Consider the following 23,592-nt stretch of genomic DNA (forward strand, 5'->3'; position numbering starts at 1 on the left):
CAAACATCTGGAAAATACAGATCCTTCGATACTCTCAGGATGACAAAATGCACAAAGCTAAAAGTCAAGATGACTTCAAAACTTGAGAGGGCAAACTACCACAATTAAACAAAGTTAAATCTTTTTACAAAATATTGCTCTATTTTAGCTATGTTTTATATCATTACTTATCTTTGTGGCTGTCATCATTTAGTGGCAAGTTTCGAGAATACAAGTTACAAGAAGAAAGAGATGAAGAAGCTCAATTTAATATTCGTTATAGGAGCAATGTGCCTTATTGGCTGCTCGTGTGGTTCTAAAACATCTAAAACAGATGCACCCAAAGTGAACTACGAGAAAGTATCTCCAGACTTTAATGCAGACAGCGCTTATGCGTATGTGGATAAGCAGGTCGGCTTTGGGCCTCGTGTTCCCAATACCGAACAACATGTGGCTTGCGGAGATTATCTGGTGTCGATGCTGAAAGGTTTCGGGGCAGAGGTTACGGAACAAAAAGCAGATGTTAAGGCATTTGACGGTACTATATTGAAAATGAGAAATATTATCGGCTCTTATTCTCCCGAAAAAAGAGACCGAATATTGTTGTTTGCTCATTGGGATACTCGTCCATTTGCTGATAATGAATCAGATAAAAACAAACGGCATACCCATATCCTCGGAGCAAATGACGGGGGTAGCGGTGTTGGTGTGTTGCTCGAAATAGCACGGCAGATTCAGGTGAAGCAGCCGGGTTTGGGCATTGACATAATTTTCTTCGATGCTGAGGATTATGGAGCACCCGATTTTGCCGATAACGTTCCCGATGGAGATTGGTGGTGCCTGGGTTCTCAATACTGGTCTAAGAATCCGCACAAAACAAATTATAAAGCCCGTTTCGGTATTCTGCTCGACATGGTAGGCGGTGCAAATGCGACTTTCTACAAAGAAGCCTATTCCCAGAATTATGCTCGTGATGCGGTTTCTAAAATATGGAATACGGCGAAGCAGTTGGGGTATGCAAACTATTTCGTTGACAAGCAGGGTGGAGCAATTATGGATGATCATGTGCCGGTTATTCAAAATTTGAAGATACCCTGTGTAGATATTATTCAGCTCGACCCCAATACATCTTCCGGTTTTGCCGGTTATTGGCACACAGTGAATGATGATATGAGCAATGTCAGCAAAGAAACACTGAAAGCGGTAGGGCAAACAGTAATGGAAGTTATCTACAAAGAACAGTGAAACGGTTAACAGTTATCAGTTAACAAATAAGAAGATTAAAAAGTAAAAGCATGACTATAAACGAAGTACAAGACGAAATAATTGAAGAGTTTTCCATGTTTGACGATTGGATGGACAAGTATGCCCTTCTGATAGAATTGGGCAACTCTTTGGAAAAACTTGATGAAAAGTATAAAATGGAGACAAACCTCATTGAGGGTTGTCAGAGCAGGGTATGGCTTCAAGCCGATTATGTTGATGGCAAAGTGGTTTTCAAGGCCGAAAGCGATGCCGTAATAGTAAAAGGCATTATTGCTTTGTTGATAAAGGTTTTGTCGGACCGGACGCCTGACGAGATTATTGGAGCAGACCTTTATTTTGTGGATAAAATAGGACTGAACGAGCACCTTTCTCCAACCCGATCAAATGGGCTTGTTTCGATGATAAAGCAGATACGCTTCTATGCGATGGCTTTCAAAGCGAAAGAACAAAGAGGAAACAATTAATTGTTTCCTCTTCTATTTTTCCATGTATCGTTTTCGTTATTCCATATTGTCGAGAATCTTTTTCACCTCCTCGTTTGTCTTGTAAAGTTTTTCCTTACACAGTTTGATTAGCTCGATAGCTTTCTTGGTTTCGATGCTAAGCACATCCACGTCTACATCGTCATTTTCTATTTTTGCCAGAATATCCTGCAATTCCTGCATTGCTTCTGTATATGTTTTTTCTTTTTTTGCCATAAATTAGTTCAATTACATTAGTCGTTTTGCGTGACTCGGCATAGCCTAAGTAAACTTGGCTCTGCTCTCGCTACTTAAAACGTTCGTATTTTAACACAAAGTGCGCAAACTCTTACTTCCTGTTTTTTTTAGTTCCTGAATTTCTTTTCAAAAATATAAAACATTCTTATCACCAGCGACATAAATCGTAAACTTTTTTTGTCATTGAGCCGCCGTCGCTTCGGCGAACGTTGTCATTCTGAGTGCAACGAAGAATCTATACTTTCTAAAAACAGATCCTTCACTTTGTTCAGGATGACAAAACCAATATGAATCTTATAATAAATAAGTTTACATCAAAGGCCTAAATGCACCACGGGTTAAATAGTATTTTTTGATAATTTTCTACTTTCTTTCTCCGGTTTTTCTCAAATTCTCCTCAAGTTCTTCTTTGAGGCTTCTTTGTTTTCTCGATCTTAAATCGTTAAGCCAGATTTTTCTGAGGAAAGTATATATAATAATGAAAAGAATGGGAGGAATTGCGATAAGAAGTATTTTTACATAGATGGGAAGTTGGAGGAGTGAGTTTAGTATCAGGGCGATGGTCAATGACCCGCATAAAAACGATAGGGAGAGCATTCGTCTTTCGAAATAAGTAAATCTTTTCATAGCCTATATTAATAAAAAAAGCATGGAACTTGCTTCACTCGCAACAAAAGGCTCTGGTAAACCCTGAAAGACGAGATCCACAAGCCCATGCCCATACAGGCATGAACAATTGTAAACCTCTCTTGTCTTTCTTAAAATTGTACCAGAATTTTTTGTTACAAGAGAAATTAATTATTCATGTGAAATTTTTCGGCGACACTTCGCCGTTATGTCAATGCAAAGTTAACATATTTATGTTTACTCGTAGATGCTTGTTTGTTCTTTTTTCTGTTAAGTGTTGTCGTTGTATGGGATTGCAAATCCTATGCGACAGCAGTTTTGTGAGGGCAGGCTTCTAGTCTGCCCGAAAGATTTGCCATGAAAAAAAGTGACATACATCTTCGCCCAAATTTCAAATTTGCCAAAAGGCTATTAACTTTCACAATAAAAAAGCTATTTTTGTGTTTAATAGATTAGAAATTATTCACAATATTGCAGATATTGAGCAAACGCATAATCTTTAGCAAGAAAGCATTTGCAGTCAAAGCCTTATTTTTGATTGCAACGATATTGTTCGGCTCGTGTTCTTCACAGAAGAATACAAGCACTACCCGTGCATATCACTCCATCAACACCCGCTACAATATCTACTTTAATGCCTATGAGGCATATAAAGATGCGCTGAAATCGAAAAACCTGTCGAACAAAGACAACCTATCGGAAATCATATCCATCTATCCGTACGATCCTGAATGGGACGAAAGCAAAAAAGGAGGAGGCTCTTTCACCACCACCATAGATAAAGCCACAAAAGCTATAAAACTTCATTCCATCACCACAAAACCAGAGAAAGATCCCGACAAGTCGAAAGATACGAAATATCAGGAGTGGCTGAAATCGAGAGAATTCAACCCTTTCCTTAAAAATGCGTGGCTGCTGATGGGTAAAGCTGAATATCAGAACGAAGACTATCTGAAGGCGATCACCACATTTGCGCATATCTCGCACCTCTACAACAACAATCTGGAAGTGATCACGGAGGCACGCCTGTGGATGGCATTGTCATACACACAGATGGGATGGCAGTACGAAGCTGACAATATGTTTCAGAAAGTGAAACCCGAAGGCATGTCGGAAAAATTGAAGGGCGAGTTTGCAGGGATATACGCCAACTATCTGGTGCGCATGAAGCAGTACGACGAAGCGATACCATATATTGAAGAGGCAATAAAATCGGAAAGCGACAACTATCAGAAGATACGTTTAAGGTATCTGCTTGGTCAGATATATGCCAAAAAGGGAGAAAGAGCTAAGGCTTATAAGGCATTTGGTAGTGTTCAGGGGATGAGGACTCCTTACGAATTTTCGTTTAACGCCAAAATAAGGCAGGCCGAATTATACGATTCGGGCAACAAGTCGAAAGTGATATCTTCCCTCACAAAAATGGGGAAGAACTCAAAAAACAAAGAATATCTCGATCAGGTATACTATACGCTGGGCAACGTCTACCTGAATGAAAAAGATACGGTAAAGGCAATTGATAATTATAAAATTGCAATTGAGAAAAGTACACGCAACGGTTACGATAAAGCGATTGCCCAATTGCAATTGGGCGAAATATATTTCACCCAGAGGGAGTTTATCAAAGCACAGCCCTGCTATTCGGAAGCAATTGGTGTTTTGAGTAAAAAGCACGAGAAATATCCGCTAGCTTCGCTTCGCTCGGCAGTGTTGGACGAATTGGTGGTTCATGCCGAGGCTGTGCATCTGCAAGACAGTTTGCAACATTTGGCCGGCCTCCCCGAAAACGAAAGGCTGGCTGTGATTGAAAAACACATAAAAGACCTGAAAGAACAAGAGGCCGAGCAAAAACGACAAGAAGAACTACTGGCAAAGGAAGAAGAAACCAAAGGACAGTTTGTTCAGCAAAATCAGCAGACCGGTTGGCCGAATCAGCAGGAATCAAGTTTCTACTTCGACAACAGGCAAACTGTGGAGCAAGGAAAAATATCATTTAAGCGACTGTGGGGGACCCGTACGCTCGAAGATAACTGGCGACGGCAAAACAAGCAGGCGAATGTGTTTGCCGAGGATGTTCCGGGAGGACTGGATACCGACAGTCTGGCGCAGACCGGAGAAGGAGTGGAAGGTATGCCAACTCAAAACGAGACGATTGACGATAAATACAATCCCGAATATTATTTACAGCAATTGCCACTGACACCGGAGGCAATAGAAGCGTCGGATAAGATTATAGAAAATGCCCTGTTCAACATGGGTAAAATATATAAAGATAAGCTGACGGATTTCGATTTGGCTGTCGATGCCTTTAATACAGACCTTACACGTTTCCCTGCAACGCCCAACAAGGAGGAGATATATTACCAGTTGTTCTTGATCTATCTGCAATTGGGAGATAAGGCGATGCAGGAACAATACCGTGCAATGCTGATGCGTGAATTCCCTGAGAATGACTATGCAGCCACATTGTCCGACCCTAATTACGAATGGAATATGCTGAATATGACACTTCTGCAAGATTCTATTTACGATGCAACCTATAATGCCTATCTCGACAGCAAGATTAATGCCGTGAGAAATAACTACCAAAGCATTAAGGAAAAATATCCGCTGGCCAAACTGATGCCTAAATTCATGTTGTTGAATGCGCTCACTTATGCCCAGACAAACGATGAGATGAAGTTTAAAGACAATTTGCAGGAATTGGTAGATACATATCCTCAAAGCGATGTCAGCGAATATGCTTCGGGAATTCTCAAAAACCTGCTTAGCGGCAGACGTCTGGCTTCCGACAATTCCCCAACCCGGGGCATGATCTGGGATTTGAGGTTCTCCGACGAAGAAATGGCTATGCACCCCGACAGCATACAATTCGTGGATAACAGGGATGCAAATCATCTGTTGTTGTTCATCTACAATTCTAAAACCGTAGACCGCAACCAACTGATCTACGATGTGGCGCAATACAACTTCTCTTCGTACAACCGCCGGGTGTTCGACCTCGATTTCAGTGAGGTGGGACAGATACGTTTGTTGCAGGCAAAAGGATACAAATCGTACGATGACATAAAGTCGTATATGACAAAAGCCTTTGCTTCCGAATCGCTGATAAGCCGAATAGACCCCACTGTGATTCCTGTGCCTATTTCGGTTGAAAACATGGCAACCCTGATGCGAGGTAAAAGTCTGGGTGAATATTTCGAATTTTTCAAAACAAACTATTCGTCCGATATGCGCACACTTATCGCCTATTGGGATAATCAGATTGATTTGGAAATCAGGAAACAGGAAGAAGAAAAAGCATTGGAGGAAGCTCAGGCCGAGCAGCAAAAACAAGAAGAAGAGAAAGCAAAAGAAATGCCTGTTACGGAACTTCCGGTCGAGGCTGCTCCGGATAAACCCGTCAAGGTGAAACCGGATGACCCTGTTGTGAAAACTGACGATAAGCCGGAAGAAGGAAAAGAAGCTGACCAACAACCCGATAAAGTGGAGGCGAGTGCAGCCGACTTGTTCACAGACGAACAAGCAGACAAGATAGAAGGCGTGGTGAACACTGCAACCGAAATTATCAATAATCCTGTGGATGGATTGAAAAACCTGTTCAGCAAAAAACGTGGTCAATCGAAATTGACGAAAGAAGAGCAGGAAGAACAGAAGCGGGAAAAAGAAGAGCAAAAACAGCTTGACAAGATAAGAAAAGAGACACTCAAGGCACAGCAAGATTCTGTGAAGAGGGCAGAAAAAGCCGTTCAGGATTCTATCCGTAATGCTGAGAAGCAAGCCGCCGATATACTGAAACAAGCCGAAAGACAGAAAAAAGAAGAACAAAGGTTGCTTGAAAAACAAGAAAAAGAACAGGTAGAAGCCGAGAAAAAAGCTAAAGAAGAAGCCCGTAAGCAGAAAGAAAGAGACAAGAAAGAAAGAGAGAAAAACCGGAGGGAAGAACTTAAGCGTAAAGAGAAAGAACGGAACGAAAAGCTGAAACAAAGAGAAAAAGAACGCCGCGAAAAGCTGCGGCAACGCGAAAAAGAACGTCAGGAAAGAGCCAAAGCCAAACAAAAGCGTTAGCTTGTTTGTTAAATTAGTTGCATAACAACAGATAGAGATACCCCTATCGAATGTTTTTATTGAAATCATCTAATTCAGATATAAACATGGCAACTAGTAAAACAAAACGTGGGCTTTGGATCACTCTGATCGTGATTCTGCTCTTAGGCTTAGGATTCTTATATTTCTGGTTTTATATTCCTTACGGAGACAGCAGTGTGAAGGCCGGCCTGCTCAACAATATGCAACACCAAGGGTATATCTTCAAAACAAACGAGGGCAGGCTTATCCAGACAGGCATTAAAACAAACGTACAGGGAGGAATTGAGTCCAACACATTCAATTTTTCGGTTGAAGACGATGCTCTGGCCAAACAACTCGAAGGTTTGGTAGGAAAGTATGTCAGGCTACACTACAAGCAATACTATGGAACATTGCCTTGGCGGGGATATACGAAGTATATTGTAGACAGCATAGTGGCTGTTGAGAAAAATCCGGAGGATAATGTCAATCAGATTCCCCTCGATGCGCTTCAGTAAGATTTAGGAACGGTATTTTTTTTATCTTTGTGTAATTTTTATTCAACGTTTTTTAAACGTAACAGGAATAAAAACGGCTAATGTAATTGATCATCAAAATACCGATTCGTATAAACAACATGGATTATAAGAAAATAACACTAAAACCGAAGAAAGAAGAAGCATTGCAACGCTTCCACCCCTGGATATTCTCAGGAGCCATAGACAAAAGAGATCAGGGATTGGCAGAAGGGGATATTGTGAATGTATATTCTTCGAAAGGTGATTTTCTGGCAACAGGGCACTACCAGATAGGAAGCATCGAAGTGAGGGTGCTTTCATTTGTTGAGAGAGAAATTGACCGGGACTATTGGAACGAAAAAATAGCTGTCGCTTACGATTTACGCAAAGCGATAGGAGTAGTTGCCGACAACAACAACGCTTACCGTCTGGTGCATGGAGAAGGAGACAACCTACCCGGACTGATTGTCGATATCTACGCCGACACGGCAGTCATGCAGTCACATTCGGTGGGTATGCACATGAACAGAATGGATATATGCGAAGCACTGAAAAACGTCTTAGGTGATACGATACAGAATATCTACTACAAATCGGAAACAACATTACCTTTCAAAGCTAATCTGGATTCGGAAAACGGCTACCTTTTCGGAGGAAAAGACACTGTAAATGACGAAGCCATCGAAAACGGTCTGAAATTTCGTGCCGACTGGTTGAAGGGTCAGAAAACAGGATTCTTTGTAGATCAACGAGACAACAGGTCGCTTCTCGAAAAATATGCAAAAGACCGTTCCGTGCTCAATATGTTTTGCTACACAGGAGGTTTTTCGTTCTATGCCATGCGGGGAGGAGCCAAAGCCGTTCACTCGGTCGACAGTTCGGGAAAAGCGATCATGCTCACCGAACAAAACGTCAAGTTGAATTTCGGCGATGATCCCCGGCATAAAGCTTTTGCCGAAGATGCCTTCAAATATCTGGGAAACATGAACAGAGGCGATTACGACCTGATTGTGCTCGACCCGCCTGCCTTTGCCAAACACAGGGGAGCAATAAAAAATGCCTTGCAAGGATATAAACGCCTGAATGCAGTTGCTTTCGATAAAATTGCAAAAGGAGGGATCGTTTTCACATTTTCATGCTCGCAGGTGATCAGTAAAGACATGTTCCGAATGGCTGTTTTCAGCGCAGCCGCCATGTCGGGCAGAAGCGTGAAGATATTGCACCAGATGACACAACCGGCAGATCATCCCATCAACATCTACCATCCCGAAGGTGAATACCTGAAAGGACTTGTATTGTATGTAGAATAATCTAACTAAAAATAACTTATGAAAATAAAACTCACTTTTCTGACCTTTTCACTACTCTTTTTAGCTGCTTGTTCCAACAACAAAGACTATGCTTACAATCAGAAAACTACCAGCAATTATTATCTGACCAGCAAGATTTTTGAAGGTATTTACCAGAAATTTGTAGATGGTGAATACAAAACCAATTACGAATGGGATAACGAATTCAAAGGAAATGATCTACTTACGGATGCCAACGGTCTGAAAGCCAACTCGGAAGCACATCTTGCCCAGATTGAATCGCTTGAGAGAAGTGCCGACACCGATAAATTCCATGAAAATGTATCTTTATTCTTCAAGAAAGTTGGCGGAGATTTTGTCAATGCCCTGCATTCTTATGCCGAAATAGACTGCGACTGTAAAGAGAAAAAAGACTCGATATCCAACGTTATCACTTCCCTATATGGCGAAATTTCTTCGATAGAAGACAAGGCTCTGGAAGAACAAAAGGCATGGTTTGAAAAGGCCGGATTCAAAGGCGAAGAGAAGAAATAAAAGAGATTATATAAATCACCTGATGTTGCTATCACAAGGGCGTAAAATTTTACGTCCTTAGCAAGGTGATGCATATAATTTAACACCATCCTGATTGCCATAAAAAAACCAAACACAAGCTATTATGACGCTATTTAACCGAAAAAAGAAAAAACAAACAGACTTTGACGATTTTCCGCCAATCGGTGGACTGATGGTTTCTAAAATGATTACGGACGAAGGTTGTAAGCCAATGTTCATGTATCGAGACAAGCGCAGCAGGCCGGAAGATAGTGGCTGGCGGATTTTTTCAGGTTACGAATCAGACGAATATACCAATAACCCAGAAAATGCAGGGATATATAGTGCATCAACTATATTGAGGATTGATCCGTCGATTGCCGATCTGTTATTGAAAGGAGTTGGCTCGGTTTATGAGCGTAAATCGGAAAAATCGGAATGGTATAAAGTCCACAACTTCAAGTTGGGAGATGACTATATGGTAAAACACCAACTCACCGATAAATGGACTCTCGAAATTAACAATCTATTTGAACGCAGACTGGAAGAAGACGGAAGCCTGCTATACACAACAGGAGATAAATCCTTAAGATTGGTTGTTTGGAATGATAAAGGGAAGAAACGCGACGATATCTATGAGGATCATAAAATGATTGTTGAAAACAGGGATCAAAGCCGTTCCAAAACCTTAGAGACTTATGATTTTACCGATGATGCTGTTGCCAGAGTCGGCTATCTGATAAAAGAATCTGACGGGCAAAAAGAGTATGGTGTGATTTACGCTTTCTCTGTCATCGACGAAAACATATTGCAAATAGCGATTTACTTTGACGAAGAGGCTGATAAAGATTGGGCAATCTCCACATGGAAAAATATAAAAACGGAGTAAATCAATTCGAAGTCCCAGAATTTAGGGTTTACGGATATTCCTAGACTCTTATATTTCCTTTTTCGGTCTTTTGTAACACACAGCATAAGCGGGTGTTCTCCATTTGCTAATGTTTTCGATTTGTAACACAAGATATTAACCATGATTTTACGGTTTAACTCTTGGTTTAACTTTTATCAAAAAACCATTATTATAAACACAAAAAAAGACTTACAATTTACTGTAAGTCTTTGATTTTCAAGTGGGCGTTGACGGATTTTGAATGTCCCATCTAACCCATATACTGTCAGTCATTTAACTATCAAAGATTGTATTCTACTCACTTGTTACTCACTCCATTTTTAGAGTGATTTTTAAGAGAACTTTTCCTCTTTAAGTAATAAGGCAAAGGTAGAAATAAATTTATAGATATCCTAATACTTGTTTTATTTTTCGTTTAATAATACATATTTTTATGTATCTTTGTACGGGAAATAAAATAGAAGACGGGAATATGAGTAAATATATCGAAGAATTCCATAAACTCAAAATCTTCCATAAAAAAGATATTGTTGTATTGACCGGTGACGAAAATGCAGCAAAAGAACTTTTACGAAGGTATAAACAGCAAGGGTTAATATCACAAGTAAGACGAGATCTCTACGTTGCAACAGATTTGGCAACAAAAACCAGTTCTGCTTCAAAATACGAAATAGCCAGTCAAATAAACTCTTCTTCTTACCTATCCTACCATGCTGCATTAGAATATCATGGTCTGGCTCATCAGGTATTTTATGAAATGCAGGTTTCATCCAAAGAGAGGTTCAACAACTTTGAGTACGATGGGATTAGTTATATTTATTCGGAATCGAAATCAGATGCCGGAGTTATTATTCCTCCTGCTGATACATTAATCAGAGTAACCGATTTGGAACGTACTATTTTAGATTGTATCAATCAAATAGACCGAAGTGGTGGACTGGAAGAAATGATAGAATGTTTTGCCCTTATCACTTATATCAATGAGAATAAACTACAAGACTATTTGAAGCAATTCAATAAACAGGTTCTTTATCAAAAGACAGGATTTGTTCTTGGCTACTTTCAAAAGGAAATGAAGTTAAGTGATGCTTTCTTTGATTTTTGTAAATCCAAGATTGGGAAAAGTATCCGTTATTTGACAGGTCAACAGGAATCCAATGTGTATTTTAATGAATGGAAGCTTTACGCTCCTAAAAACATTCTTTCATTTTTAGAACAAGGAGGAAACGTCAATGTATAATTATAGCAAAACTGATTTGGAGAGAATCGCTTCCGGTACAGATTTTATCCGGGATAATCTGGAAAAAGTGTTCCGCCTTTGTGATATCTTGAAACACTTAAATGAAAACCCGTTATTTGCCGAACATTTAGCATTAAAAGGGGGAACTGCAATTAACCTGACAGTTTTTAATCTTCCACGCTTATCGGTTGATATTGACTTGGATTTTACCAAAGAGTGTTCACGGGATGAAATGATGAAAATCCGGGAGAATATCAATCAGGATTTCCTGAACTATATGTTTACACAAGGATATGCTTTAAGTCCTAATACCAAAAGTCCGCATTCTCTTGATTCATGGGTATTTTATTTTCAGAACGCAGGAGGAAATAAAGATAACCTGAAAGTAGAGATAAACTATTCTTTGCGAAATCATATCTTGCCAATAGTTGAAAAGAAAGTGAATATAGACTTTCTACAATTTGACTCTGAAGTAAAAACACTTTCTACCCTTGAACTATTTGGGAGTAAAATTAAAGCTCTTATTGAGCGGACAGCGCCCCGGGACTTGTATGATATTCACAATATGTTGAAATATAACATCATCCATCCTGATGAGATGAACAAACTCCGCAAAATTATATTATTCTATCTTGCTGTAGGAGGTAGTGATAAACCGTCAAACAGCTATAGCTTTGAAAGTATTGACAACCTGAAATTTGCACAAATCAGAAGTTCTTTACTTCCCGTCCTCAAGAAAAGCGAACGATTTGACTTTGAATCAGCAAAAGTAGAAGTGAAAGCATTTCTTATGAAACTGATGATATTTACCGAAGATGAAAAGTCATTTATCGAAAACTTCAACAACAATATCTATCGACCTGAATTATTGTTTGAAGATACTGAAATTGTAGAGCGAATCAAAGATCATCCAATGGCAATTTGGAAGATAAGGAATAACAAATAAGAGGATTTATATGTCCGACCCCGAATTATTAAAGCGAATTGCAGAACTGGAAGCTCGAAATCTTGAGTTGCTTGCTGAAAATGATAGATTTCGGGAGATGTTAGGTTTGGCTCAAATAAACTCAATTTCTAAAGAGAAAGCTCAATTACAAGACGCTCTGAAACAGTACAATAGCATAGAAATTGCTTCCAAATCCTCAATAGATAAATACAGCACTCCTGATGAAAAAATAGAATTGTTTCAGTCTTTATTTCGGGGACGAACTGATGTATACGCTAAACGCTGTTACAGCAAGAAGCATGGAAGTGCTTATTATATCCCTGCATGTAAAAACGAATGGGTAAAAGGAGTTTGCGATAGAACACGTATTAAATGCAAAGATTGTAATAATCGGGATTTATTGCCACTGACAAAAGAAGTTGTCAATAGCCATTTACGGAATAAAGATGAACATGGTGCCGGAATTGCCGGAGTTTATCCACTCTTGCCGGATGAAAGCTGTTTATTTCTTGCAGTTGATTTTGATGAAGCAAAATGGGAAGAAGACATAAAGGTGTTTCGCTCTGTATGTAACACATATAATATTCCGGTTGCCATTGAACGTTCCCGTTCAGGAAACGGAGCTCATGCATGGATGTTTTTTGAAGAGTCTATCTCAGCAGCGTCTGCTCGAAGACTTGGAAATGCGCTTTTAACAAAAGCCATGTCGGTTAGACATGAAATACGCTTCACTTCGTATGATAGAATGTTTCCTAATCAGGATTTTATGCCTAAAGGAGGCTTTGGAAACTTGATTGCTTTACCATTACAAGGTGGAGCTCGTGAAAATGGGAATAGTGAATTTATAGATGATAACTTTTTGAGTTATCCTGATCAATGGGCATATTTGGCCACTATCAGGAAAATGAGCTCAGACGAAATCGGGATTTTACTAGCCACTCTGTGTGATGGGAATGGGTTAGGCGAACTTGGGCATTTGGAAAATGAAGAGGAGAACTTATTCAAGCCTTGGGAAAGCAAAAAAGCGGAAAGTATTCTCGAAAAGAAAGATTTCCCAGATACATTGACTATCATTGAAGCAAACCGTTTGTATATTTCCAAAGACAAAATAAGCCCACGAGCACTCAATCGCATTAAACGATTAGCTGCATTTCAGAATCCTTTATTCTACAAAACACAAAAGATGCGGATGTCTACCTATGGTATTCCGAGGATTATCTATTCATTGGAAGAAACGGATCAATATATCGGTATTCCTCGAGGTTGTCGTTCCTCTCTTATTCATTTGCTCGAAGAATCAAATGTAGAATATGCTTTCGATGATAAACGAAATAAAGGAAGACATATTAAGGTCAGTTTCAAAGGAATCCTTCGGGAGGAGCAGCAATCAGCAAAAGAAGTCTTGCTTCAGCACGAGAATGGCATACTATCTGTTCCTACGGCTTTCGGGAAAACTGTTATCGGAGCATCACTTATCACAAATAGAAAATGCAATACATTGATTTTAGTTCATCTACAAACTTTATGCGATCAATGGAAAAAATCATTGGAACAGTTTCTCGAAATAAATGAAATCTTACCGGAACTGGAAAAGAAGCGTGGACGAAAGAAGGTTCGTTCGATTATTGGTCAAATAGGTTCCGGTAAAAACACTTTATCCGGAATTATAGATATTGCACTTGTACAGAGTTTAGTCCATGAAAATGAAGTGGATGATATCGTAAAGAATTATGGTATGGTAATAGTGGATGAATGCCACCATGCCTCTTCGCTTAATTATGAAAAGGTTCTTAGCGAAACGAATGCCCAATATGTCTATGGATTGACTGCAACACCAAAACGGCAGGACGGACAACATCCGGTTGTTTTTATGCAATGTGGTCCGATACGGTATAACGTTAGTGCAAAAGAACAAGCCGTCAAACGGAATTTTGAACATTATGTTATACCATGCTTTACAGGATTTAGAAGGCCTTTCACACAAACGGAATCCGATTGGCACATAACAAAAATATATACGGCTCTAGCAGAAAATGAATTTCGCAATCAGCAGATTGCAACCGATGTATGTGAAGCTGTAACAAATGGCAGAACACCTATCATACTTACTCAACGAAAAGAGCATGTTGTGAGGTTGGCAGCTATTCTTAAAGACCAAACCAATGCACATATTATAACTCTTGTCGGAGCCGATTCCGCAAAAGTGAAAAACAAGATGATGGAATCATTAGCAGGCATTCCACAAGAAGACAGACTCATTATAATTGCCACGGGAAAATACATTGGAGAAGGATTTGATTATCCACGCTTGGATACTTTGTTTCTTGCCTCTCCAATCGCGTGGAAGGGAACATTGGCTCAATATGCCGGACGATTACACCGTGAATACCCCGGCAAGCAGGATGTGATTGTTTATGATTATGTGGACATTCATATTCCGGTTTTGGAACGGATGTATCACAAACGGTTAACAGGCTACGCTCAAATCGGATATAAAGCTTTATTCTCAAAGAATGAACCGGATAAAATCAGCATGATTTACGACAACAATACTTTTACCTCTATCATAAAGACTGATTTTGCTGAAGCGAAGAAAGAGATCAGAATTGCAAGCCCTTATATTCGCAAGGCTCAAATTAAGGAAGTACTTGAATGGTTGAGAGCTCCTCTGGAAGCAGAAGTTTCGATTACCGTCATCACTCGTCCAATAGAATCATACAAGAAACAAGAACAGATAAGAAAATGTATTGAAACTCTTCAAACAAAATTAACGGTCATACAAGAACCGGATATTTATCAGAAATACATCATTATAGACAATCGGCTCGTTTGGTATGGAAGCATCAATCTCTTTGATTTCGGAAATCCGGAAGATACTATTATACGATTGGAGTCAAGAGAACTGGTGGATGAATTGAATGCTTTTGCAAAGGAAAGTATATAACTTGATATCAATATAATTAACGAATGTTTCTACGGATTAGCCTCACAAATAAGTCTTTATCTCCTCAACGAGTTTATTTAAACGAATATCTTTATTTGTTTTATTACCAATTTCACATTGCCAAACTATGATGACATTCCAACAATTTCTCTTCAATTCAGCAATGTTTTGAATATCACGTTCTATATTTCTTCCGATTTTTTCTTGCCAAAAGTCATGATTTGTTTCCGGTAATGTTCCTCGTTGACATGAATGTCCGTGCCAAAAGCATCCATGAACAAATATGACGGTTTTGTATTTAGGGAGCACAATATCCGGCTTTCCAGGCAGGATCTTTACATTCTTTCTAAATCGGAATCCCTTTGAGAACAAGAATTTTCGTACTAAAATTTCCGGCTTAGTTTCCTTACCGGAAATTTTAGACATTATATCAGAGCGCTTAGATTTTGAATATATATCGGACATCAAAAATTGTAATTATTCATCGCTACCTTCACTCTCATCGGCATATTCATTATATTCTTGATAGTCTTCAATAAAGTCAGGACAAACAGAAACAACTTCTCCTGTAATTACCTTTTCAATGAAGTCATAAACATCATCAAGAAAATAGATTTCATCTTCCTCCGAATCATTACCATATCCATACGAAATATTTAGAATGGTTTCAGCAAGTTGCTTTATATTATTTGTTTTCACTTCAAATAAAACACTATCATGAGCAGAAGGAGAAACATAATAATATGTGAAATCATCAGCAACTTCGTCCAATTTCTGTCCGACAAAAGCTAACATAGCATAATCATTAGCTATATCTCTGTTTGAACTTGAGAAAGTTTGAGTTGATTTTGGTACATATATTTCAAACGGTTGTTCTTTCTCATCCAATAAGCGATTAATAATATCGTCTATGTTATTCGTTTGTATATCTTGAATCTCTATCATAATCTATTTTCTGATTTATAATTAATTCCCTGCTATTCTTAACCACTCGAACTCATCAAGCCCAACACGGGAAAGAGATGAAACATAGTTTGTAACAATTCTTTGTGAATGCAAATCTTTCAAATCTAAAACCCATACATATTTTTCACCTTCCTCATAGATTTGAGTGAAAGTATATTTTCCATTTGTATCATCCATCACTCCTTTTACTTCTCCTTCATCGCAATTGGACTTGAATTTAATGGTTTTTATTGAATATGTTTTCTTATCCAACTTAAGTTTAACCCCATCAGGTGTAAGTATGTGAAATTTATTTTCTTCTGTTTTTGTTAATGGTAGGAACAAAAACTTTCGTTCCTCATCTCTTCCTAACCTAACGGAGTCACATCGTTGTTGGATACAAACATAGTAGTTGTCTTGATTTGAGGTACTTTTTATGATTGTTCCTAATGATAATTTTGGTGCTGTATTTTTAGGGATAAAAAGACTCTTGTGATGTGTCAATTTTGCAAATTTTTCGTTAAAGGCATCTTTATTATCTTGCTGGTCGAGATTAAGAAATAATTCTGTTGTCTTCGGATCTTTATATAGTTTTTCTATCTCTTTCTTAGATAATTTGCTATTAAATACTTCTTCAAAACGTTTTCCCACATCTTCCTTATCCGAATGTAATAATGCTTTTACAATATCTTGTGTTCTTTGAATATTTTTTCCGTTCAATGAAATATTTTCATTTGCAATATTACTCTCAATCCAAATGTCAATCAATTCCGTTTGCACTTTCTGAGGGATTGATGCATAATGCAATAAATCGGATATCGTATCTCCAAACAATTTTAGAAACAAATCCTCCGAATCATTTTGAACCGGAAGCATGGCTTTATGCCCCATATAAGGAGCATCCAACTCTTTGGAAAATAGGCTAAGTATTTTGTGCGAATTGTCACGAATAGAGGTCAAAGCTAATAATGCAAAATTCGATAAAAGTCCAGAAGTCATTACCGTAAGTTCAGTTAAAACGAAAGATGGTAAGTCTTCATAACGTAATATTTTATCTTGTAAATGAGGACGTTGGGTAAAACGTGTATCTTCGGATTCTCCACTGGACTTTGCCCTGATTAATATCCGAATATTTGTAGAACAAACTTCACAATTAGCCGGCAACAACTCAAACTGCTGATTTTGTGGCAAGATATGATCATAAACACTTTGAGTTATTTCTTCTAAAATATCATCTCCCGTATAAATAACAATCAGTTTTAAACTATTATTCCCAGAATTGTTAACCAATTCATTTATTATCTGTTTTGTGTATTGCCCTCTTGGGTCTTCTTCTTCCGCATCTTCTGTCTGGTCTTCGCCTACTGCTTCATCTTGTATTTCAATAAACCAATCAAGTATAACTACATCAGCTTTTTTTGAGATTTCTTTAAAGTCTTCAATATCAGAAACAGTCAAAGGGTTATATACTGCGCAAACCTTCTTCTCTTTGGCAAATGCTTTGGATATTTCATATGAATCGAATGCATGCTGGCTATTGTTTTGCATTGAACCTGCAACTACATTACTCCCAAATGCTTTGTCATCAAGGAAAACAATACTCTGTAAGAATCCATTTGCTATCTCTTTGGATTTTTCAAAAAAAGCAGTACTCATTTCCGCATTATTTATTTTTTTCGATTTTAAAACTAACTGTGCTACCTTCTTGAGGTGAAGCAACAGAAATCTCATAATTTTCTGCATTCAAAACTTCTTTACTAATGCTTAGTCCCATACCTCTACCGTTCGGTTTTCGTGAAAAACCAAGTTCGAACATACGCTCTTTATCTTGAGGTAAAATTTCTACGCCGTTATTAGAAATATAGATGCCAGTATCATCTGCATGCAATCTTATTGTTTTTTCTTCCGTATCGCTCTGTTTAAGCCAATAAATTGCATTGTCGATAATATTTACAAATACAGGATAAAAAGTCGAACGAAATCCAAAAATTTTTCGAGAAGCATATCCTTTTGTATGCTTGAATTGAATATTATGCCTTTCAAATCTGGATTTAAACAAATCTATTAGAAATGTTTTAATTTCCAATAAAGAAATGTCTTCCCGTTTTCGATTCAACCGTCTGTTTAATGGTGTAAATAAGTTAAGATAACCATCCAAATGGTCAAAGTTTGTTTTAATATTTTTATAAATTCCATCTATCTGCTGGTCAACATCCGACCATGCTCTTAAATCTTTGAGGCTGCTTCTTATTGATTTGACAGTACTATTGAATTCATGATTCAAGATACCGACAGCCAATCCTAACTGACTTAATTCAATATCCGTTTGTACACGTTCTCTTAGTTCTTCTAATTCTTCCGATAGAGCATCAGTGATTTGGTCATTAGTTATAATTTGTCCATCAACATCTTTCTCGATATAGAATCCTTCGAATTGACGGATGATTTTATCCATAACAAAAGTGTTTCGGCTACTAATCATCTCAATTTCATCTTCCATTGATTTTCTTTCTTTAACCAAATCAAAATCTTCAGATTCGAGCATACTCAAATTTTTAAAACGGTCTCTGACCGTTCTGATTTGGTTGTCCAAGTCCAGTATTAAATCGGAAGTAAACTCTTTAATCTTTTTTGAGACCTCATTAACAACTTCATTTGTCTCATTTTTCTTTTCCGTATTTGTTTTTTTAGCTTCTACGGATATAAGTTCTACAGCTTGTTCCAACCGTTTCCGCTTACTTATCTCAATATTAAGTTTCTTTGTATATTCGGATACAATGGAATCTATTTCATTTATGGCATTTCTGAACAAGGTTTCTTCTAATATCCTAAATTCTTTCAAGTAAGTATCAAAGTCAGTTCGTGCTGATTTTGATATTGTAAAACCCTTAGGGCTGGAAACTGCAATTCTTTTCTTATAATCATTTATTTTCTGCCGAGCATCAAATTCATAATCAATAATTTTCTGTCCGGCTTCATCCATATCTTTACAATAAACCACCGAATTGAATTTCTTTCTGGTTTCTGTTAAGATATCATTTACTGCAATTTCAAATCTACTGGAAGTAAGATTTTTAAAAAACAAATCAAGTTCTTTCAAAAATTTATCTTTTCTTCCTTTAGCTAATTCTTCACGCCTCTTTAATGCTAAATGATGTGTGTTTATTTCATTTTTCTTTTTTACCCAAAATTCGGATTGCGGACTTTCTCCTTTTTCATCAAAGAAATCAGCTGCCAATTGTACAAAAAAGTTTTTGAGTATAGCTTGCATTTGCCTGTATGCTTTATTCTCAATAAACCCCTCTCGTCCAGCCTTTTCCACTAAATTATTGTTGTTTTTTGCTGTAATTTCAATCGCACCAAACATTCTCCTATACGAAAAGAAATAGGTAGACATTCTTTTTGTTCGGTTTTTTTCTATATCTAAAAAATCATAATCAGAATTTCCATAAGGCAGTACTCTGATATTATTTTTATAAATATAAAGACCACCAAATTTGTCTCCTTTTGCTTTAATTATAGCCCAGTTTTCAGCATCAACTCGGGTACTTCTTAATTCTCCTTGTAAATAAGCAAAATTGATTTTAAAAGGACCACAATTGGTCTCTTTGAAACTATTTTCTCTCCAATTTACAATATGATCATACGTTTTTTCACCGTAAATTTTGATTGTTCCTCTGAATTGACCGAATTCATCAAATGCTCCTTGAAAATGATGGTCAGCTAACTCAAATTCTTCAGGAGTGAAGAATTGTTCTTTATCTATCAGATTATCATAGATGCCATCTTCTCCTCGATAATCTCGAAAAGAAATATCGATCGCTGGAGCCGGATGTTCCGGAGTCATTGTATTATGAAATCCGATTAACATTTTTTCAATAGGAGTAGCTTCCGTGCTATCCTTATCACCTTCTATATCAAATGCTAATGTTTCATTTACAGGCGATATGTAAAAAAAAGTACCGCCTTTGTTTTCTGAAAATTCAAAATTGCCGACTAGTTTACCATTAAGCTCTAAAGGTGAGATATTGAAGTCTTCAATGGTTTTCTTTACCCTGATATAATCCTCTTCTAAAATAACATCTTCTTTCAATAAACTATCCAAAGAATTAATGACTTCATTTTTAATATTATCTATATCAGTTTTATTCGGAAGAGACTCAAATTCTTTAACCGGGATTGTTATATCCTCCAAATTAATTCCGGGTAACTCAAATAATTCCCAGTTTATAAAAGCAACAACAATCTTATATGCTTCCTTTCTTAGTTTAGCTTTACTAATAATAAGAACTTGTTTTCCTATAGATGCAATAGCCAGTCGCCCAATTCCTTTTTCACCCATTACCGGTCTTAAGGGCTTAGAATTATCTATTGGGGGTAATGTTGTTTTCTTGTTTGCAAACTTGCTTTCCGTTCCGATAGTAAGCCATCGTGTTTCAAATTCATCTTTGGTCATTCCAAGTCCGTCATCTCTTAAAACAATCAGATTGTCTTTTCTTAAGAAATCAATATCAAACTTATCCGCATATGCATCATGAGCATTCTTTATTAACTCATTAATTGCGGTCGGTATACCTGCAATTTGCTGTCTTCCGAGCAAATCTAATGCTCTTGCTCGTGTTTTAAACTGTGCCATCAGGTAAACTATTTATTATTGACAATCCAACTCTTTTTGCATATTCCGGCGGAACAGCATTACCTATCAGTTTTGCCGTAGCGGCAATGCTTGTTGTCTTAAAGATATAATCTTTAGGGAAAGTTTGCAGAGTGGCTCCTTCTCGTAAAGAAATAGCTCGATCTTCTTGCGGATGGGCGAATCTACCATTTGATATGCTAAAAAATTTCGTCGTTATGGTTGATGCCGGTTTATCCCAAAACATCCTACCGTATGTATCTTTGAAGCTATCATCTTTCCCTATAAAACATTTCAATTGAAGATACGGATTGTCTTTCCATGCAAACCGATCTCCTCCATTATGAGGTGTTACAGCCAACCTTTCCAAGCAAATTGACTGTAATCCTGCCGCAGTATGGTTAAAGTCAGTTGTGTCTTTATGACCTGCATTTATTCTCTTAAAGCCGTTGCTTTCCCCGATAAACATGGACAATAAAGCTTGCTTTTCATCTGCTTTTGGCAGACTTATGTTATCACTTACTCGTGATGCGATAAGAGAAAATCGTTTTCTCGATTGGGGAACGCCATAATAACTTAAATCAACAACATTTTCACAGATTTTGTAATTCTTCTTTGTAAGAAACTTTAAAAAATCAGGGAGAATGCTTTTTTCATTTGTCTTAAGTCCGGGAACATTTTCAACGACAACAAACCCCGGATTATAATAATCAATAAATCTTGAAAAATTACGAAGTAAGTCTTTTGATTTCTTCGATTTCTCTTTATCCGTATTTATTATACTATAAAATTGACATGGGCTACAACCGACAAGGATTAAGTAATCATCATTTTTTTGGATCCCCATTTTTTTTTCAAAATAATTGCTTCTTAACTTTTTAATATCCGATAATATAAATTTTGCTCCCGGATTATTCAGTTCGTATGTATTTTGGGCATCCTTGTCAAAATCAACACCAGCAATAACATCAATACCTGCTTGACGAAGACCGCACGTCATACCGCCCCCACCGCAGAAGAAATCTATTGCCTTATATTTTGCTTCCATATACTTACTCCTTAGTTTTTGTAGAAACCAATAAATCTTTTACATCAACATCAAGCATGTTCGCTATTTCAATAAACGTTTCTATTGTTGGCTGTTTTTCGTTAGTGCACCATCGGGAAACAGTTGATTCTGTTTTCCTCAATTGTGCTGCCAGCCATTTGTTGGTCAATCTTTTCTCTGCAAGAATAACCTTAATCCGATTTATTGCTTTTTCAGACATATTTATTGTTCTAGCGTGCAAATTTATTGTTTCTTTTTCACCTGTGCAACTGTCATATAGATAACTTATCAACACTTAGATACTTACATGCTTCGCTCCATTAGTATAACCTGATCAGCTTTATAGTTTGCAAACATGCTCCTCCAACCACCTCAACACCTCAGATTCTTTATACAGTATCTTCCCCTTTATCTGAATAAACGGGATTTTTCCCGTATCCCGCCAATCCTGCAAGGTTCGAGACGAGATTTGAAGCATTTGGCAAACATTTCGGTTTGACAGGAATTTTTCTCCGTTCAGGTGTGGAGCTCGGTTTTTAAGGGCTTGCCGAATGGTGTCCAACAAGTCATCCAGAGCCGAGAAGAACGAATTTATTTCCGTTGATTTTCTATCTAACATCTCCATTGTTGCACTTTTTAGTTCCGCATATAGTCGCCCAATGTGGAAATGGTTAGTATATCCAGTTTAGCATCGTGGCTGATAGCCGTCCGTTTTAGGTCGTATTTGATAAAGAATCCGTCTTCATCTTCCTGTATCTCGTAAGTGGCTGGGCTTGCCTGTTTGCTTGTTTCGTTCATGTGGATGACGCTAAGCAAATAGCCGTCTCCATTTCGGTATATGATAACTGTCGGATTCAGGTTGATACTCTCCCAACTGCCGACCAAACTATCTAAAAAGTTGTATCTCTTTGTTTTCATTGTTGTTCTTTGCTGATTTGTGACTGACTGATTAAATTCTCAATATCCGATACCCGGTAATAACATTTACGCCCAATCTGTGAATATGGCAGAATGCCATTGTCCCTGTAAGATTGTAACGTTCGCTTTGATGTTTGCAGAAGTCCGCAAACATCATCGTTGCCTAACCATTTTTCTTTATCCTGATTCTCCCTGCATAGATTTCTTACCTGTCGGGAAAAATCCTCAAAACGTTGCTTTACCTGTTCATACGTTTTCTTTTCTATTGCTATTATTTCCATCTTACTATATTTTAGTTGATTACTCCCTTATAAATTTCATATAGTCGAAAACGCTAGCTTCATTGCCAGAGATAAACTGTCTGTCATCCTCAACTCTATTCAGGATAGCCATCGCTCGTTCTTCTGCCCCATGAATCTGTTTGGTAAATTGATTATAAATATCAGCACCCTCAATTTTAGGTATAATATGAGCAACTTGCGTTTCCTCTTCTTTCGTAATAGGATTACCTTTCAGTGTCCTAACTACCAATTCAAATTCGTCAAGGCTTGTTCCCGAACTGAATTGCGACCGTTCCTTTTCTGTTAGAACCGGAATTTCTTCTTCGTCCAAATAGTTGTCAGTATCAACGTCTGAAAGTTCTTTTCTCTCCAATGGGATAGACATAAAAGGCTTATTTTCTTCTATCATCTTGGATTGTTGCAGCACCAGTTCTTTCAGTTCGGCAATTTCTTTTTTTAGTGGGTCTTCGGGTTTTATTGGTTCCGGTTGTGTCTGCTTAGAGATGCTATTCTCTTTCAGTTTGAATTTCGATTTTCCGATAATATCCGGTATAGGATCTTTGCATGAAGCCTCTTTCTTGCTATCTTCTTTCCTTGATTGATACTTCTTATCAAACCAGTCTTTAAAGATATTCCAAAGGTTCAGGCATGCCATGAAAAAACATGCCGTCGCCAATAGAATTGCTTTTATCTTTTCTGCTTCCAT

The 23,592-nt window shown here is 37.7% G+C and carries 22 protein-coding genes and 1 pseudogene; 10 read left to right on the forward strand and 13 right to left on the reverse strand.

What is annotated here, in order from left to right:
* Positions 1-231 precede the first annotated feature (231 nt).
* Positions 232-1,224, forward strand: a complete 993-nt coding sequence (locus D0T56_RS01890) for a M28 family peptidase (RefSeq protein ID WP_163318449.1) — start codon at positions 232-234, stop codon at positions 1,222-1,224.
* Between the two features lie 50 nt (positions 1,225-1,274).
* Positions 1,275-1,709, forward strand: a complete 435-nt coding sequence (locus tag D0T56_RS01895) for a SufE family protein (protein ID WP_163318450.1) — start codon at positions 1,275-1,277, stop codon at positions 1,707-1,709.
* A gap of 36 nt (positions 1,710-1,745) precedes the next feature.
* Here D0T56_RS01895 and xseB read toward each other — a convergent pair whose 3' ends face one another.
* The gene (gene xseB, locus D0T56_RS01900; protein ID WP_163318451.1) at positions 1,746-1,943 is read right to left on the reverse strand and encodes an exodeoxyribonuclease VII small subunit; all 198 of its coding nucleotides are present in this window, start codon (positions 1,941-1,943) and stop codon (positions 1,746-1,748) included.
* Between the two features lie 384 nt (positions 1,944-2,327).
* Entirely contained in the window at positions 2,328-2,591 is a 264-nt protein-coding gene (locus tag D0T56_RS01905; RefSeq protein WP_163318452.1) for a hypothetical protein, read from the reverse strand.
* Positions 2,592-3,125: 534 nt separating this feature from the next.
* Here D0T56_RS01905 and D0T56_RS01910 point away from each other — a divergent pair.
* From D0T56_RS01910 to D0T56_RS01930, 5 genes are all read left to right on the forward strand, one after another.
* The gene (locus D0T56_RS01910; protein WP_163318453.1) at positions 3,126-6,659 is read left to right on the forward strand and encodes a tetratricopeptide repeat protein; all 3,534 of its coding nucleotides are present in this window, start codon (positions 3,126-3,128) and stop codon (positions 6,657-6,659) included.
* Positions 6,660-6,745: 86 nt separating this feature from the next.
* The gene (locus tag D0T56_RS01915) at positions 6,746-7,177 is read left to right on the forward strand and encodes a hypothetical protein (protein ID WP_185153814.1); all 432 of its coding nucleotides are present in this window, start codon (positions 6,746-6,748) and stop codon (positions 7,175-7,177) included.
* A gap of 119 nt (positions 7,178-7,296) precedes the next feature.
* Positions 7,297-8,487 carry a class I SAM-dependent rRNA methyltransferase gene (locus D0T56_RS01920; protein WP_163318454.1) on the forward strand — a complete coding sequence of 397 codons (1,191 nt, stop codon included), beginning with the start codon at positions 7,297-7,299 and terminating at the stop codon, positions 8,485-8,487.
* A gap of 18 nt (positions 8,488-8,505) precedes the next feature.
* Positions 8,506-9,021, forward strand: coding sequence for a hypothetical protein (locus tag D0T56_RS01925; protein ID WP_163318455.1), 516 nt, complete (start codon positions 8,506-8,508; stop codon positions 9,019-9,021).
* A gap of 124 nt (positions 9,022-9,145) precedes the next feature.
* Positions 9,146-9,910 carry a DUF2185 domain-containing protein gene (locus tag D0T56_RS01930; protein ID WP_163318456.1) on the forward strand — a complete coding sequence of 255 codons (765 nt, stop codon included), beginning with the start codon at positions 9,146-9,148 and terminating at the stop codon, positions 9,908-9,910.
* 5 nt (positions 9,911-9,915) lie between these two features.
* Here D0T56_RS01930 and D0T56_RS01935 read toward each other — a convergent pair.
* Positions 9,916-10,053 (reverse strand): annotated as a pseudogene (locus tag D0T56_RS01935) (Arm DNA-binding domain-containing protein); the annotation flags it as partial.
* Positions 10,054-10,403: 350 nt separating this feature from the next.
* Here D0T56_RS01935 and D0T56_RS01940 point away from each other — a divergent pair.
* From D0T56_RS01940 to D0T56_RS01950, 3 genes are read left to right on the forward strand one after another with little or no spacing between them, the layout of a single operon-like run.
* The gene (locus D0T56_RS01940; protein ID WP_163318458.1) at positions 10,404-11,171 is read left to right on the forward strand and encodes a transcriptional regulator; all 768 of its coding nucleotides are present in this window, start codon (positions 10,404-10,406) and stop codon (positions 11,169-11,171) included.
* Positions 11,164-12,117, forward strand: coding sequence for a nucleotidyl transferase AbiEii/AbiGii toxin family protein (locus tag D0T56_RS01945; protein WP_163318459.1), 954 nt, complete (start codon positions 11,164-11,166; stop codon positions 12,115-12,117). The genes D0T56_RS01940 and D0T56_RS01945 overlap by 8 nt, the downstream gene beginning before the upstream one ends.
* Positions 12,118-12,127: 10 nt before the next feature.
* Positions 12,128-15,061 carry a DEAD/DEAH box helicase family protein gene (locus tag D0T56_RS01950; RefSeq protein WP_163318460.1) on the forward strand — a complete coding sequence of 978 codons (2,934 nt, stop codon included), beginning with the start codon at positions 12,128-12,130 and terminating at the stop codon, positions 15,059-15,061.
* A 42-nt stretch (positions 15,062-15,103) separates the two neighbouring features.
* On the opposite strand, the gene D0T56_RS01955 is transcribed toward D0T56_RS01950, so the two are convergent.
* The 10 genes from D0T56_RS01955 to D0T56_RS02000 form a co-directional block, all read right to left on the reverse strand.
* Positions 15,104-15,526: a very short patch repair endonuclease gene (locus D0T56_RS01955; protein WP_163274161.1), complete on the reverse strand. Its 423-nt coding sequence runs from the start codon at positions 15,524-15,526 to the stop codon at positions 15,104-15,106.
* A 12-nt stretch (positions 15,527-15,538) separates the two neighbouring features.
* Complete coding sequence (locus tag D0T56_RS01960; protein ID WP_163274160.1) at positions 15,539-16,006, reverse strand: hypothetical protein; 468 nt, start codon at positions 16,004-16,006, stop codon at positions 15,539-15,541.
* A 21-nt stretch (positions 16,007-16,027) separates the two neighbouring features.
* A complete protein-coding gene (locus tag D0T56_RS01965) occupies positions 16,028-17,749 on the reverse strand; it encodes a response regulator receiver domain (protein WP_255490977.1) in 1,722 nt (573 codons plus the stop codon).
* A complete protein-coding gene (locus D0T56_RS01970; protein ID WP_163318461.1) occupies positions 17,670-20,642 on the reverse strand; it encodes an ATP-binding protein in 2,973 nt (990 codons plus the stop codon). Before D0T56_RS01970 ends, D0T56_RS01965 begins: the two co-directional genes overlap by 80 nt.
* Positions 20,629-21,687 (reverse strand): DNA cytosine methyltransferase, encoded by a 1,059-nt coding sequence (locus tag D0T56_RS01975; protein WP_163274156.1) that lies wholly within the window; start codon positions 21,685-21,687, stop codon positions 20,629-20,631. The genes D0T56_RS01970 and D0T56_RS01975 overlap by 14 nt, the downstream gene beginning before the upstream one ends.
* Before the next feature lie 4 nt (positions 21,688-21,691).
* Positions 21,692-21,907 (reverse strand): helix-turn-helix transcriptional regulator, encoded by a 216-nt coding sequence (locus D0T56_RS01980; protein ID WP_163274155.1) that lies wholly within the window; start codon positions 21,905-21,907, stop codon positions 21,692-21,694.
* Between the two features lie 120 nt (positions 21,908-22,027).
* Positions 22,028-22,312 carry a helix-turn-helix domain-containing protein gene (locus tag D0T56_RS01985; protein WP_163274154.1) on the reverse strand — a complete coding sequence of 95 codons (285 nt, stop codon included), beginning with the start codon at positions 22,310-22,312 and terminating at the stop codon, positions 22,028-22,030.
* A gap of 11 nt (positions 22,313-22,323) precedes the next feature.
* Positions 22,324-22,605: a DUF3876 domain-containing protein gene (locus D0T56_RS01990; RefSeq protein WP_163318462.1), complete on the reverse strand. Its 282-nt coding sequence runs from the start codon at positions 22,603-22,605 to the stop codon at positions 22,324-22,326.
* On the reverse strand, positions 22,602-22,886 hold the full coding sequence (locus D0T56_RS01995) for a helix-turn-helix domain-containing protein (RefSeq protein WP_163318463.1): 285 nt from the start codon (positions 22,884-22,886) through the stop codon (positions 22,602-22,604). Before D0T56_RS01995 ends, D0T56_RS01990 begins: the two co-directional genes overlap by 4 nt.
* A gap of 19 nt (positions 22,887-22,905) precedes the next feature.
* Complete coding sequence (locus tag D0T56_RS02000; RefSeq protein ID WP_163318464.1) at positions 22,906-23,592, reverse strand: hypothetical protein; 687 nt, start codon at positions 23,590-23,592, stop codon at positions 22,906-22,908.

This window comes from Dysgonomonas sp. 520 (genome assembly GCF_010501095.1).
Classification (GTDB): domain Bacteria; phylum Bacteroidota; class Bacteroidia; order Bacteroidales; family Dysgonomonadaceae; genus QVMP01.

What these genes read in the sequence shown, in the direction of transcription:
- D0T56_RS01895 (WP_163318450.1), top strand. Translation starts at nt 1,275, where the DNA reads ATGACTATAAACGAAGTACAAGACGAAATAATTGAAGAGTTTTCCATG.
- D0T56_RS01955 (WP_163274161.1), bottom strand. Translation starts at nt 15,526, where the DNA reads ATGTCCGATATATATTCAAAATCTAAGCGCTCTGATATAATGTCTAAA.
- D0T56_RS01945 (WP_163318459.1), top strand. Translation starts at nt 11,164, where the DNA reads ATGTATAATTATAGCAAAACTGATTTGGAGAGAATCGCTTCCGGTACA.
- D0T56_RS01985 (WP_163274154.1), bottom strand. Translation starts at nt 22,312, where the DNA reads ATGGAGATGTTAGATAGAAAATCAACGGAAATAAATTCGTTCTTCTCG.
- D0T56_RS01950 (WP_163318460.1), top strand. Translation starts at nt 12,128, where the DNA reads ATGTCCGACCCCGAATTATTAAAGCGAATTGCAGAACTGGAAGCTCGA.
- D0T56_RS01930 (WP_163318456.1), top strand. Translation starts at nt 9,146, where the DNA reads ATGACGCTATTTAACCGAAAAAAGAAAAAACAAACAGACTTTGACGAT.
- D0T56_RS01915 (WP_185153814.1), top strand. Translation starts at nt 6,746, where the DNA reads ATGGCAACTAGTAAAACAAAACGTGGGCTTTGGATCACTCTGATCGTG.
- xseB (WP_163318451.1), bottom strand. Translation starts at nt 1,943, where the DNA reads ATGGCAAAAAAAGAAAAAACATATACAGAAGCAATGCAGGAATTGCAG.
- D0T56_RS01965 (WP_255490977.1), bottom strand. Translation starts at nt 17,749, where the DNA reads ATGCAGAAAATTATGAGATTTCTGTTGCTTCACCTCAAGAAGGTAGCA.
- D0T56_RS01940 (WP_163318458.1), top strand. Translation starts at nt 10,404, where the DNA reads ATGAGTAAATATATCGAAGAATTCCATAAACTCAAAATCTTCCATAAA.
- D0T56_RS01995 (WP_163318463.1), bottom strand. Translation starts at nt 22,886, where the DNA reads ATGGAAATAATAGCAATAGAAAAGAAAACGTATGAACAGGTAAAGCAA.
- D0T56_RS01970 (WP_163318461.1), bottom strand. Translation starts at nt 20,642, where the DNA reads ATGGCACAGTTTAAAACACGAGCAAGAGCATTAGATTTGCTCGGAAGA.
- D0T56_RS01960 (WP_163274160.1), bottom strand. Translation starts at nt 16,006, where the DNA reads ATGATAGAGATTCAAGATATACAAACGAATAACATAGACGATATTATT.
- D0T56_RS01925 (WP_163318455.1), top strand. Translation starts at nt 8,506, where the DNA reads ATGAAAATAAAACTCACTTTTCTGACCTTTTCACTACTCTTTTTAGCT.
- D0T56_RS02000 (WP_163318464.1), bottom strand. Translation starts at nt 23,592, where the DNA reads ATGGAAGCAGAAAAGATAAAAGCAATTCTATTGGCGACGGCATGTTTT.
- D0T56_RS01980 (WP_163274155.1), bottom strand. Translation starts at nt 21,907, where the DNA reads ATGTCTGAAAAAGCAATAAATCGGATTAAGGTTATTCTTGCAGAGAAA.
- D0T56_RS01920 (WP_163318454.1), top strand. Translation starts at nt 7,297, where the DNA reads ATGGATTATAAGAAAATAACACTAAAACCGAAGAAAGAAGAAGCATTG.
- D0T56_RS01975 (WP_163274156.1), bottom strand. Translation starts at nt 21,687, where the DNA reads ATGGAAGCAAAATATAAGGCAATAGATTTCTTCTGCGGTGGGGGCGGT.
- D0T56_RS01905 (WP_163318452.1), bottom strand. Translation starts at nt 2,591, where the DNA reads ATGAAAAGATTTACTTATTTCGAAAGACGAATGCTCTCCCTATCGTTT.
- D0T56_RS01990 (WP_163318462.1), bottom strand. Translation starts at nt 22,605, where the DNA reads ATGAAAACAAAGAGATACAACTTTTTAGATAGTTTGGTCGGCAGTTGG.
- D0T56_RS01890 (WP_163318449.1), top strand. Translation starts at nt 232, where the DNA reads ATGAAGAAGCTCAATTTAATATTCGTTATAGGAGCAATGTGCCTTATT.